Source organism: Thermostichus sp. OS-CIW-20 (assembly GCF_054061455.1).
This window is the reverse complement of record NZ_JBSSEF010000020.1, coordinates 36,309-48,828: the sequence shown is the minus strand read 5'-3', so window position 1 is coordinate 48,828 and position 12,520 is coordinate 36,309. Positions and strand designations below refer to the sequence as shown.

Genomic DNA, 12,520 nt, shown 5'->3' with positions numbered 1-12,520 from the left:
CAGCATCGCGTAGTGACAACGGAAACGGACAGAATGCTATCGCTTCACCGCTGAGCAGTAATGCTCAGCAGTGTTCAGCGTAAATGTATCAGCTAAAAGTTCCCAGAGGGCTGGCAAGCGCTGCTTAGCTCGCCAATGAAGGTCATTAGCCTACTCACTGATTTTGGTCTTCAGGATCCCTACGTGGGCATTCTGAAGGGGGTGATTTGGGGGATCGCGCCCCAGGTTCAGTTTATCGACCTTAGCCACGAAATCCCGCCTCAGGACGTGGCAGCGGCCCGTTTTGCCTTGATGACGGCCTATCCCCATTTACCTTCTGAAACCATTCACCTAGCGGTGGTAGATCCAGGGGTGGGGAGCAGCCGAAGGGCAGTGGCCATCCAAACCCAAGGAGGCTATTTGGTCGGCCCTGACAATGGCCTCTTCAGCGGCGTTCTGGAGCAATCCCCACCTCTAGCTGCTGTGGAACTCAACCGACCCCGCTATTGGCGCACCCCCTCCCCCAGCCGTACCTTTCACGGGCGGGATATTTTTGCCCCCGTGGCCGCCCACCTGGCCAACGGGATCCCCTTGGCAGAGTTGGGGGATCCCTTGGATGTGGCCGAGCTGGTTCGCTGGGACTGGCCGCCACCTCAGGCAGAACCCGACGGCGGCCGCGGCGTGATCCAGTCCATCGACCGCTTCGGCAACGGCATCACCACTCTCCCTGGCAACTGGGTAGAGGGCCGCAACTGGAGGGCCTGGATCAAGGGGATCACCATCCGCTCCGCCGCCACCTTTGCCGAGGGAAGCGAGGGCGAGCTGCTTGCCCTGGTGGGCAGCTCCGGCTGGGTGGAGATCGCGCAAAACCGGGGCAACGCCAGCCGCACCTTGGATTTCAAAGTAGGGGACGAGGTGCGCGTGCAGTGGGATAGCTAGCCGAACTCCCTCCCCCCTGCCCCCTCTCGCTTGGGGAGAAGGGAGACTAGGCAGGCTGGCTTTCCACCGTTAAAGTTTCCGGCTCAGCTGCGGAAGTTGAGGTTCCTATCTGAACTTTGACCGCCCGCACGGCATCGGCCTTGGGCAGGGTGAGGGTGAGAATGCCATCCCGGTAGATGGCCGAGACTTTTTCCGGCTGAATGCTTTTGGCTAGCTTGAGGGTGCGTTGAAAAGGCTGAGGCTCCACCTCTTGGTAGCGTAATTCAGCACCTTCAGGGCCTTGAAGCTGGATCTCACCGCTGATGGAGAGCTGCTGGGCTGTGGCCTCGATGTGGAAGCGTTCCCGATTGGCCCCCGGCGCCCACAACTGGACGATGTAGGCTTCGCCGCTCTCCCAAACCTGTAATGGCGTGGGGAAGAAAGTGCGAGGGTGCTCTCCAGAGCTCTGCTGCCTCGGGAAGTCAAGGGTGCTTTGCTGCACGCGCACATCGAGGATGGGGGTGAAGTAAACCAATTGCATAGCCGCTCCTTGGGTAGTAGGGTGGACAATTCTTGAAAAACGGGTCAACAGGGGTAACAACCGGATCCCACCGTTCTACAGAACTCCCCCCACGTCGGAAAAAGCTGTATTGAGACGAGATGGGATCCAAACCCCGTTCTGCTTCAATGATCCAAGACCGCTGTTGCCAGCAGGGAGGGCAAACCGATCCAGCTAGGGGAGGATCCCATCACCTTTCTCCAAAGTTCACTTTGGACAACCTCATCTAGAGCCAGCGGGATCCCTGTCGCAACCTTTTCTCTGCCGGTTCGATCGGCTTCTGCTGAGAATGCTGCCGCCAGACAGCTTGACAGAGGCATGGGCGTTAGGGCCGCGCGGTAACAGCCTGGATTCTCTAACAGTTCAGCACAGTTTATCAAAGCTTAAAAGTCTAACTCTAGCTTCAATTGAAGTTGTTTGGTTAGTCTCTCAGTTTGGTAGCAAGTTTTGAGAGAGACCTGACAGACAAGGCAGGCCGCCTCTAAGATGGCCTTCAAACCAGGACAGCTTGAGCAGTGGGATCCCATGTACGTGTATTGCCCAGAAGAAGTTTTGGAGGCAGGAGCGCCATACAACCTTGAGGAGCTGATAGAACGGCTGGAGCAGGGGGATCGCACCCTTTTAAGCCGGTTGTTCGACGTTCGCTACCCCTACTGGAAACGCAACCTCCGGCGCAACGTTCGCTTGGTGGCTGATCTGCGCTATCTGGGAGAGGTGCCGGTTTTGGTCTTGTTTGGCCTTTGGGGGAGAGGCAGCCACGAGTACCGAGAGTTCCTGGAGCGGCGGCAGGATCCCAGCTATCAAGAGCGGGTGAGGAACTGGGTGTCTGACGATCAGCTACAGGCATGGCTGGCACAAAGGCAAGCGGAAAATGAACAAGAAGAAGCGCGGCAAAACCAGCTCCTCCCTCTGCCCAACGAACTGTACGATTGGACACAGTTTTTAAATACTCCCAACCGCCAGGAGCGGCTTGTGTTGGAAAGCGGGGAATGGGTTCGGCAAGTGCAAGCCCTTTCTCTAGAACAGCGGCGCCAAGTGTATCGGGCGGTAGAGCAATTCATCATTGGCGATGAGAAAGGGAATCTCTACTGGAAACTACCACTGTTTTATCCAGAAACTGAGGTTAGGTGCTGGCGGGAAGGCTCGATACATCTGGCTATCAGCCTGGTGCAGGTATGTGAGCAGGAAAAAGTCTTATCTCCATTTTTAATTGGAGTTTACGACCACGCTCCGGAGCAGAGAGAGCGGTTTGACCTGGGGCGCCGAACTTGTCTATTTGGGAGCGGGGCCGATCAGCCGGATATTCTCCAACACCCACAATCTTTAGAGATTTGGAAGCGATATGCCCGCCGCGCCTACCCCGACTACATAGTTGCAGATGAAAACGTCTGGCTGGAAATCCAGGAGACTACAGAGGGGAACTTAGCTTTGTCGATGGAGGAAGAAGAAATTCTCCAAAGCACCTCTATGCCTCTACTAATCAACGGGCGAGCTGGGAGCGGCAAATCTCTGATGTTGTATTACCGTTTTGCTGATTACTGCAGCCATTACCTGAAGGATTCAAGCAAAGGAAGCTTTCAGTACCGTCCTCTCTTTTTAACCTATAGCCCGAGTCTAGTACAGCAAGCCCGCAGCAAGGTAAGTACAATTTTGCGGGTCAACCATCGTTACCGAGAGAGAGGCAGTGACTTCTCAGAAGGGGAAATTGAGCGATGTCAAGCTTTCTTTAGCACCTTCCAGGACTACCTGTTAAGCTGCCTTCCACCAGAGAGACAAGAACGCTATCAACCGGAGCGATATGTCAATTTTTATCGATTCCGGAGCTGGTACCGCGGCCGCAGTGATGTAGAATTAGCTTGGCATACGATTCGTACTCTGATCAAGGGCTATGGAGTAAGCGACTACTTGGATCCAGATTGCTATCGGGAATTGCCTCAAGCCGACCGCACTGTAAATGTAGAAGTCTTTGATCGAATATACGAGCAAGTTTGGCCGGGTTATCAAGAACGAACTACCTACGGAAGCTACTGGGACGATCAAGATTTGGCTAGGGATGTGTTACAGAATGGTTTTCTTAGATCAATTCACCCAGTCATTTTCTGTGATGAGGTTCAAGACTTTACCCAGCTTGAACTGAATATTGTTTTCTGCTTGTCCCCCTGGGGAAAATATAAGTTGGATTGGGCTATCGAGCGTTTACCTTATGCTTTTGCTGGGGATCCTCTGCAAACTATCAATCCTACAGGATTTCGTTGGGGTGCCCTGAGGAGGTATCTCTACGAGCATATCCGTGCTTACTTGTTGCCCGGCCATTCTCTCGAGATTCCAAGTCCCCGGGAGTTAAAAAATAATTACCGCTGTAGCCCTCAGATTACTCGTTTTAGCAACCTTATCAACTTGTGGCGGCGAGTTCTTAGCAATGATCGGGGGATTTGCCCACAGCAGCCTTGGCGTTTTCAGGAACCGGGGAGGCCAGCTCAAAAGTTTGTACTGGATGGCCAAGACAAGAACTTAACTCAACATGAGCTGAGGAGTATGCTCAGGAACAGCACGGGTACAGTTTGCATCCTGCCTTGTTCTATAGGAGAGGAGCTGGACTACGTGCGCCAAGATCCCGACCTCCAGAGGGTTTTTGCCGAAGAGCTGGAGCAAAATCTCAAGCCGGCGCTGCTGCAGACTGTTACCGCTGTCAAGGGCATGGAGTTCAAAAAGATCATTCTCTACAAGTTTGGCGACTGCTATCGACAAAACTTTAGCCGAAGGCTTAACCACTACGCTCAAGAAGCTGCAGAGAAGGTATCCCTGCAACTACATTATTTTCTCAACCAGCTATACGTTGGTATTACCCGCCCCATCGAAGCCTTAGCTGTTGTGGATACTGCAGCCGGCTGGCGGGAATTCTGGGATCCTGCCTTGGAGATTGACTTTTGGCTCAATCACTCTCATTTGCAGCCCGATCGATCCCAATGGCAAACGCATCCGCCTGTACTGGCCGGCTTCGCTCAAGGCACTGGCATCCAATACTGGACGGATAAAAACTTACAGGATGTGCTGGACTTGGCTCTTGGGTTTCTTAGGCAAGGGGTAGAGGAGGGAAATCCTGAGCTCTTGGAAGATGCGCGCGCCTTTGCTCGGCAGGCAGGCAACCAGAAATTAGAACAGGAATGCCAAGCTTGGATCCTCAAGCTGCAGAGGGATTACGTTTCTGCAGGCCGTCAGTTTTTAAGCTTGGAAAGATCCGCCCTACCCAATAGAAATCTCATCCGAGAAGCCTGGGAGTGCTTTTGGAAGGCAAAAGCTTGGTCAGAGTTGCAGCAGCATCGTTCTACTCACTTTGCCAGGTGCTCCGAGATCCCTAACTACGGTCCTCTGGTGGATTTGATGGCGGTAACCCAAAGCAGCTCTGCCAAGTCCATGGAGCGCTTTCGACAGATAGTTCGAGTGCGAGATTGGTTGAGCGTTGAGGTCAGCCCGAAGCATTCGGATCTGACTTGGAAGGTTTGTGTGGAGAAGTTTTTGGCGGAGCTGGAGGAAGTTTTCGATAACCTAGGGACTTTTTGTCCTAAGCCGGAGGATCGTGAACTTTTTTGGCAAGAGACTCTTGAGGCTTTGAGGGAGCGTTTGGCCTTTCTTGGCCAGCGGCAGCCGTTCGCAGGGCAATATCACAAGATTCTCGGCATCTGTTATTTCCAGCAACAAAAACTTGAGGAGGCAGTTGCCATTTGGGATCAAGGTGGCCAAACGGAGCATTCCCGCTACTACCGAGCCAAGATCCAATTGGAGAAGCCGCCTGGCCAGGTGAGGTGGCTATCCAAAGACCGGCAGGACGCAGCAGTGGTGAGCAAATGGCAGGAGGCGGGACGTCCCCTCGCGGGCGAGTGGGAGGAGTACATCAACGACGTCATTCTCAGCCTGGAGCGCTTGAAAGAGTGGCCGCTGCTGCTGCGAATCCTGATCCGGCGCCGCGAGTGGTGCAGGCTTTGGGAAGTGGTTCAGGCCCACCCACAGGCGTGGCAGCGCGGACATGACTACGAGTTGGTGGCCAGCATGGCTCGAGACATGGAAACCAACTGGGATGAGCTGAGGTGGAAGCTCCCTGGACTGCGGGATTTTCTGCAGGAAGTGGTAAGCAGTGTGCGCGGGGAGCACGCTTGGTGGCTGCAGCCGCTGGAGGTGGGCCTAGCCTACGAGCGACTGGGCTGCTACCGAGATGCGCTCAGGTTTTATGAGCGCTTTGCTGAAAACAGAATCGGTAGAATCCCAAGATGGCAACGCTCTCAGATTCGGCAGCGCTGGCTTTTGGTTCACAAGAAGTACAGAGATTCTCTGCAGGCGGAGGGACGACCGACCGATCTTTTGGCGGAGGAGTTTAGCCGCGCTCGAGAGCGCTGGCGTGAGCAACTGCCCCAGGCAGAGCCCGAGCTGGAGGAATGGGATCCCTGGCCACATGACTTCGTGGAGCACCCCAGCCCTGTTCAAAGTTGGCTGCTGCAGCGGGAGCAAACTGAAGCTCAGAGACTGCAAGTGGCAATCCGCGAGGAACTGAAGCGGCTCAACGAGAGGCAGCTCCAGCAAGTTCATAGCCTGATTCAGCGATTGCTCGGCCCAGGTTGAGAAGGAGTTGGAAGTAGAGCCAACTACCGCAAGATCTGCCGCAGCCGCTCCAGGGCGCGTTGGTTTTCTTCAGGGGTGCCCACCGTTAGGCGCAGCCCGCCGCCGGTGCAGCGCACACAAGTTCCCAGCTCTTGCCAGGCCCGCTGCAGATCCTGGGGATCCCATCCTGCCACCCGGAAGTAGAGAAAATTGGCCTGGCTGGGCCACACCCGCACCCCCGGCAGTTCCTGCAGGGCTTGGTAGAGGGCATCTCGTTCCTGACGGATGAGGGGTAGGTCGGCCAAAAACTCCTCGGCATGTTCCAGGGCGATCTGAACGGCCCACTGGGAGATGGCCGAGAGATTGTAGGGCAGGCGGATGGAGTCCAGCACCTGGATAAGCTGCGGATGGCCGATGGCATAGCCCACCCGGTGAGCTGCCAGGCGAAAGGCTTTGGAGAAGGTGCGCAAGATAACCCAGTTGGGGTGCTCCGCCAGCTTGGGCAGGGCCGTGTGCTGGCTGAACTCAAAATAGGCCTCATCGAGGATCACCAAAATCTCGGCGGGCAACCCTTCAACCCACTCCCACTCAGCGGTGCTCAGGCCATTGCCGGTGGGCGAATTGGGATCTACCAAGCACACCACCCGCACCCGCTGCTCCGCTACGGCCTGTTGACACCGCCCCAGATCCAGAGCAAACGTCTCGGGATGGCGGGGCACCCGCACCACCGGGATCCCCAGGCTCTGGGCTAGGATGGCGTACATGGAAAAGGTGGGCTCTGCAACCAAAACGCTGCCCCGCTCGCCCACACAGGTGGCGATGAGCAGGGAGCGGATTAGCTCGTCGGAACCGTTGCCCAGGCTAATCTGGGCCGGATCTGCCCCGGCATAGGCGGCGATGGCCTGCTTGAGGCCCTGGTGATGAGCATCGGGGTAGCGGTTGCTCGGGATCCCTTTTTCCCAGAGGAGGGAGAGTTTCTGCTTGAAGCCCACCGGCCAATCCCAGGGAAACTCGTTTGCATCCAACTTGTCGGCAGCTTGGGGCGGCACGGCATCATAGGGCTTGAGGTGAAGCAAATCCGGGCGCAGATACCGCAAGGCACACATCTCCCTACCCTAACGGAGCAAGGTACCTATAATAGCAGGGCTGACCCGCTTGCCGATGTAGGCTACAGTGTTCCTAACAGGTACGGGGCTGACGGGGCTCGAACCCGCAACTTCCGCCGTGACAGGGCGGTGCTCTAACCAATTGAACTACAGCCCCAGGAGCTGCGAATACCTATTCTGAACTTAGATGAGGATGGTTGTCAATCATGGTATCTAGTCTGGCGGCCCAGGCAGCAACGCTGGTAGAGGAGGCCCCGCAGAACGGGATCCCGACAGCGGCGATGCAGCAGGTGGCGGAGGTGCTCACCCAGGTGGCCCAACACCTGGATCACCTGCAGTACACCACCTTGCGCTACCCCGATGGTGGCTGGCTGACGGTGCGGGTGGTGGAAAGCTCCGCCGGGGCGGACTCCCCCCCAGAACCCGAGCCCCCCGGCCATCTGTGGATCCCGGCCTTTGGCCACCTGGAAGATGCCCAAGCCACGCTAGCGGAACTTCGGCAGCAAGCGCCGGACTTAGAGGCCACCTCCTTTGGGGTTTTGAAGCTGCTGTTTTTGGCCCTGGGCCTTTCCCGCGCCGAAGGCATCGTCTTTTACGACCAGGCAGGGGATCGGCGGCAAGGGAAAGCCGTGGCCTGCCGACCTCTGGCGGAGCAGGTGAGCCAGGCCCTCCGCAGAGGCCTTCCTCCCATAGCCTAAGGCGGGAACGGATCTGCTCTAGCTCAAGATGGCACCCTGGCGGCGGGCGAACTCCCGCAGCTTCCTATCCATCTGTGCCCCTCGCAGATCCGCTTTGTAAAAGCTGGTGAAGCGCTTGCCCTTTTCTTCGGCTTGGCGTGGCAGGGAAGTTCTGCCGCCTGCAGACCAGAGCACCGACCCGGCTACCACCAAAGCCATCCCAGCCGCCCCCAAGGCATAAACCACATTGCGCGTGGCGAGATGGACGAGCAAAAACGCCAGGCTCCCGGCTCCCAAGAGCCCTCCCAGGCCTGCTAGGATCTCGCCCAAGGTTTTGGCCGAGCCGAGGAGCCGGCTCAAAAAGCGCAGCCAGCGGGGTTGCGGTGTGTTGAAGCGGATCCCGCGCAGATCGGCTCCCTGCAGGTTGGCCCCCGAAAAATCGGCCCCCCGCAGGTCGGCGCAGCGCAAGTCGTAACCGGCTAAGTTCTGGTTGGCAAAAGACTTGCCCCGCAGATCCGCCCCCGCCAAAGACGGGATGCGCGGCGGGGTGGCTGGCTTGATCTGCCCGCCGCCGGTGATGCGGCTGGCTTGGCCCAGTTGGGTAAAACCGGTGGTGCTCCCCCAGCCGGTGGGAACCGATCCCAGGGGCAGCATGTCTCCCGCGCCGGGCCGAGGGAGCGGCGTAGGCGAGAACCCATCTGTTCGGGCAGGGGGGGGAGAGGTTGAACGGCGTCTGGTCCAATCGTCGGAGATCAGCAACGGGCTGGAGCCGGCAGTCAAGGGAGAAGGGGGCAAGATGACCGGCGAGGAAGGCGGGCCCTCCTGCACCGGGATCCCTTGCAGAGCCCGCAACGCCTCGGTAGCCGTGGCAAAGCGCTGGCTGATAACCGGGTGCAGCATGCGGCGCAAAATGGCGTCGAACTCGGGGCTGAGCTGCAGGCGATCCGACCAATCCCATTGGCCCGTGTTGTGGTCGTAAAACTTGGCCGGCGACTCCAGGGTCATCAAGTTGAGGCAGGTGGCGGCCAGCGCGTAGAGATCGCTGGCGGGGCCTACCGCCTGGCCGGCCATCTGCTCCGGCGGAGAAAAGCCCAGGGAGCGAATGGCCGTTCCCTCCTCCGACAACGTGTGGCCTGGCCCAAGCTGCTTCACCGCCCCAAAGTCGATTAGCACCAGGCGGCCATCTTCTTTGCGGCGAATCAGGTTGGCCGGCTTGATGTCGCGGTGGACGGTGTTGTGGCTGTGGACATAGCTGAGGATGAGCAGCACCTCCTGCATCACCTGCCGAGCCTGTTCTTCGGAAAAAGGCCCGTTGCGCCGCATCTCCTGGGCAAGCGTGATCCCCTCAATAAACTCCTGCACCAAGTAGAATTTGCCGCCTTCTTGGAAGTGGGCGTAGAGCTTGGGGATTTGCGAGTGCTCCCCCAGGCGCTCCAACACCTCGGCCTCGCGGTTAAACAGTTCCTCCGCCAGCCTGGCCAGTTGGGGCGAATTTTCAGCCGGGCGCAACTGCTTGATCACCCGCCAGGGCTTGGAGGGCATGTCCTCATCGCGGGCCAAGAAGGTGGCGCCAAATCCCCCCTGCCCCAGACGCTTGAAGGCGCGATAGCGATTGCGCAGCAGCAGCGGCTGCCCGCAGAAGGCACAGGTGGAGGCAGCCGGGGGATTTTCCGGCCGCAGACAGTCCGGATTGAGGCAGTAGCAGTTGGGCATATCATTCAGGCGCTACCGGCTGACGTCTAGGTAACCGAGACGGGGCCGATGGGCGGGCAAGCAAGTTGCCAGAGATACATCTAGCCTAGACCAAGGAGAGAAAAATCTTGCGCATCCGCCTCGAACAGGCTGATCCTAGCGTTTGCCCACTTGGGCTCAATCAGAGAAATCGCTTAGATTGTGTCGCTTTGGGGAGCGACACTGGCCCCATCCGAGAGCGGGAGTTCAACTGCCCCAGAGCCAAAAAACCTAGAATTGATCAATACAGTTACCCTTTGCCTTGGCCATGTCTCCATCCTTCTCCGGTGCCGCCATCCGGCAGGCTTTTCTGGATTTCTACGCCCAGCGGGGCCATCAGGTATTGCCCAGCGCCTCCTTGGTGCCGGAGGATCCGACGGTGCTGCTGACCATCGCCGGCATGCTGCCCTTCAAGCCGATTTTCCTCGGCCATCAGGATCCACAGTACCCACGGGTCACGACTGCCCAGAAATGCGTGCGCACCAACGACATCGAGAACGTGGGACGGACGGCCCGCCACCACACGTTTTTTGAGATGCTGGGCAACTTCAGCTTTGGCGACTACTTCAAAAAAGAAGCCATCACCTGGGCCTGGGAGCTGGTGACAGAGGTGTTTGGCCTGCCGCCGGAGCGCCTGGTGGTGAGCGTCTTTCGAGAAGATGAGGAGGCCTTTGCCCTCTGGCGCGATGCGATCGGGATCCCACCCCACCGCATCCGGCGCATGGGGGAGGAGGACAACTTCTGGGCTGCCGGCCCCACCGGCCCCTGTGGCCCTTGCTCGGAGATCTACTACGACTTCAAGCCGGAGCTGGGGGATGAGCAGATCGACCTAGGGGACGACTCTCGCTTTTTGGAGATCTACAACCTAGTGTTCATGGAGCTGAACCGGGACAGCGAGGGCCGCCTCACTCCCTTGGCCAGGCAAAACATCGACACCGGCCTGGGACTGGAGCGGCTGGCTCAGGTGCTGCAGGGAGTCCCCAACAACTATGAGACCGATTTGATCTTCCCTATTGTGCAGAAGGCGGCCGAGATTGCCCGGGTGGACTACTTCCAGGCCAGCCCCGAGCAGAAAGTCTCCCTCAAGGTAATTGGGGATCACGCGCGGGCGGTGATGCATCTCATTGCCGATGGGGTGATCCCCTCCAACGTGGACCGGGGCTATGTGCTGCGGCGGCTGATCCGGCGGATGGTGCGCCACGGGCGCCTCTTGGGGATCGGCGAGCCCTTTACCCTGCCGGTGGTGGAGACGGCCATCCAGTTGGCGGAGGCCGCCTATCCGGAGGTGCGGGAGCGGGAGGCGGTGATCAAGGCCGAGCTGCAGCGGGAAGAGGAGCAGTTTCTCAAGACCCTGGAGCGGGGGGAACGGCTGCTGTTTGATCTGTTTGCCAACGTCACGGCCAGTGGCGCGCCCAAGCAGATCTCGGGTGCCGACGCCTTCAAGCTCTTCGACACCTACGGCTTCCCGTTGGAGCTGACCCAGGAAATTGCCCAGGAGCGCGGCTTTAGCGTGGATGTGCAGGGCTTCGAGCAAGAGATGGAAAAACAGCGGCAGCGGGCCCGCGCCGCCCACCAAACCCTCGACGTCACGGCCCAGGGATCCCTGGACGAGCTGGCCGAGTTTTTAATCGAGACGGAGTTTTTGGGCTACAGCCAGTCTTCTGCCCGCGGCGTGGTGGAGGCCCTGCTGGTGGAAGGGAAGTCGGTGCCCCAGGTAGAGGCCGGGCAGTCGGTGCAGGTGGTTTTGGATCGCACGCCTTTTTATGCGGAGTCCGGGGGCCAAATCGGGGATCGCGGCTACCTGGCCGGCGACGGAGTGTTGGTGCGGGTGGAGGATGTGCAGAAGCGGGGGGATCTGTTTGTCCACTTTGGCCGGGTAGAACGGGGGATCCTGCGGGTGGGGGATCCGGTGCAGGCCCAGATTGACCTGGCCTGCCGGCGGCGCGCCCAGGCCCACCACACAGCCACCCACCTGCTGCAGGCAGCCCTGAAAAAGGTTGTCGATCCCTCTATTAGCCAGGCGGGATCTCTAGTGGCTTTTGACCGGCTGCGTTTCGACTTTACCCTCTCGCGTCCCCTCACCCCCGAAGAGCTGCAGCAGGTTGAGGATCTGGTCAACACCTGGATTGCCGAGGCCCATCCTGCGCAAGTCTCCATCATGCCCCTGGCAGAGGCCAAAGCCAGAGGGGCAATCGCCATGTTTGGGGAAAAATACGGGGCCGAGGTGCGGGTGGTTGACTTTCCGGGGGTGTCAATGGAGCTCTGTGGCGGCACCCACGTCAGCAACACTGCCGAGATCGGCCTGTTCAAGATCATCTCCGAGAGTGGCGTAGCGGCCGGGATCCGCCGCATCGAGGCGGTAGCTGGGCCGGCGGTGCTGGAATACCTAAACGAGCGGGATAGCGTCGTGCGGGAGCTGAGCGCCCAATTCAAGGCCAAGCCCCAGGAGATCCCGGAGCGGGTGGCGGCTTTGCAGGCGGAGCTGAAGGCCGCCCAGAGGGCGCTCGAGGAGGCGCGCAGCCAATTGGCCTTGCTGCAGGCAGAGCGGCTCCTGCCCCAGGCTGTAGCTGTTGGCAATCTGCAGATCTTGGCGGCGGAACTGGGATCCACTCCCCCCGAGGCGCTGAAAACTGCTGCCGAACATCTGCTCCACAAACTGGGAGAAGGGGCAGTGGTGCTGGGATCGGTGCCGGAAGCTGGCAAGGTCAGCCTGGTTGCGGCTTTTAGCCCGGCGGTGCAGAAACTTGGTCTCAAAGCGGGCTCCTTTATCGGCGAGATCGCCAAGCTGACAGGCGGCGGTGGCGGTGGGCGGCCCAACCTGGCCCAGGCCGGCGGCAAACAGCCAGAGAAACTGGCCCAAGCCCTGCAGGTGGCCCAGGAGCGGCTACAGGCAGAGCTGTCTTCAGGCTTGGGCAGTTAGGAGCTGCCGCCTTACCCCATAATGAAAGCCGGGGATT

7 protein-coding genes and 1 tRNA gene are annotated in these 12,520 nt (G+C 58.9%); 4 read left to right on the top strand and 4 right to left on the bottom strand.

Going from position 1 to position 12,520, the window contains the following annotated elements:
* Positions 1–135 precede the first annotated feature (135 nt).
* Entirely contained in the window at positions 136–918 is a 783-nt protein-coding gene (locus tag ACVWXC_RS08510; RefSeq protein WP_011430711.1) for an SAM hydrolase/SAM-dependent halogenase family protein, read from the top strand.
* Between the two features lie 46 nt (positions 919–964).
* Here the strand turns inward: ACVWXC_RS08510 and ACVWXC_RS08505 are convergent, their stop codons facing one another.
* Positions 965–1,438: an Hsp20/alpha crystallin family protein gene (locus ACVWXC_RS08505; RefSeq protein WP_011430710.1), complete on the bottom strand. Its 474-nt coding sequence runs from the start codon at positions 1,436–1,438 to the stop codon at positions 965–967.
* 504 nt (positions 1,439–1,942) lie between these two features.
* On the opposite strand from ACVWXC_RS08505, the gene ACVWXC_RS08500 reads away from it, so the two are divergent.
* Positions 1,943–6,070 carry a hypothetical protein gene (locus ACVWXC_RS08500; RefSeq protein ID WP_457392127.1) on the top strand — a complete coding sequence of 1,376 codons (4,128 nt, stop codon included), beginning with the start codon at positions 1,943–1,945 and terminating at the stop codon, positions 6,068–6,070.
* Between the two features lie 23 nt (positions 6,071–6,093).
* On the opposite strand, the gene ACVWXC_RS08495 is transcribed toward ACVWXC_RS08500, so the two are convergent.
* The gene (locus ACVWXC_RS08495; RefSeq protein ID WP_011430707.1) at positions 6,094–7,155 is read right to left on the bottom strand and encodes a histidinol-phosphate transaminase; all 1,062 of its coding nucleotides are present in this window, start codon (positions 7,153–7,155) and stop codon (positions 6,094–6,096) included.
* 83 nt (positions 7,156–7,238) lie between these two features.
* Positions 7,239–7,312: transfer RNA gene (locus ACVWXC_RS08490), tRNA-Asp, on the bottom strand.
* 49 nt (positions 7,313–7,361) lie between these two features.
* Here ACVWXC_RS08490 and ACVWXC_RS08485 point away from each other — a divergent pair.
* Positions 7,362–7,853, top strand: coding sequence for a hypothetical protein (locus ACVWXC_RS08485; protein WP_457410471.1), 492 nt, complete (start codon positions 7,362–7,364; stop codon positions 7,851–7,853).
* Positions 7,854–7,871: 18 nt separating this feature from the next.
* Here ACVWXC_RS08485 and ACVWXC_RS08480 read toward each other — a convergent pair whose 3' ends face one another.
* Complete coding sequence (locus ACVWXC_RS08480; protein WP_457392124.1) at positions 7,872–9,545, bottom strand: protein kinase domain-containing protein; 1,674 nt, start codon at positions 9,543–9,545, stop codon at positions 7,872–7,874.
* A gap of 286 nt (positions 9,546–9,831) precedes the next feature.
* On the opposite strand from ACVWXC_RS08480, the gene alaS reads away from it, so the two are divergent.
* Positions 9,832–12,483: an alanine--tRNA ligase gene (alaS, locus tag ACVWXC_RS08475; protein WP_457410470.1), complete on the top strand. Its 2,652-nt coding sequence runs from the start codon at positions 9,832–9,834 to the stop codon at positions 12,481–12,483.
* The last annotated feature ends 37 nt before the right edge of the window (positions 12,484–12,520 follow it).

Bases quoted from the DNA above. Each gene is read 5' to 3' on its own strand.
- ACVWXC_RS08480 (WP_457392124.1), bottom strand. From the start codon at position 9,545: ATGCCCAACTGCTACTGCCTCAATCCGGACTGTCTGCGGCCGGAAAAT.
- alaS (WP_457410470.1), top strand. From the start codon at position 9,832: ATGTCTCCATCCTTCTCCGGTGCCGCCATCCGGCAGGCTTTTCTGGAT.
- ACVWXC_RS08505 (WP_011430710.1), bottom strand. From the start codon at position 1,438: ATGCAATTGGTTTACTTCACCCCCATCCTCGATGTGCGCGTGCAGCAA.
- ACVWXC_RS08495 (WP_011430707.1), bottom strand. From the start codon at position 7,155: ATGTGTGCCTTGCGGTATCTGCGCCCGGATTTGCTTCACCTCAAGCCC.
- ACVWXC_RS08510 (WP_011430711.1), top strand. From the start codon at position 136: ATGAAGGTCATTAGCCTACTCACTGATTTTGGTCTTCAGGATCCCTAC.
- ACVWXC_RS08485 (WP_457410471.1), top strand. From the start codon at position 7,362: ATGGTATCTAGTCTGGCGGCCCAGGCAGCAACGCTGGTAGAGGAGGCC.
- ACVWXC_RS08500 (WP_457392127.1), top strand. From the start codon at position 1,943: ATGGCCTTCAAACCAGGACAGCTTGAGCAGTGGGATCCCATGTACGTG.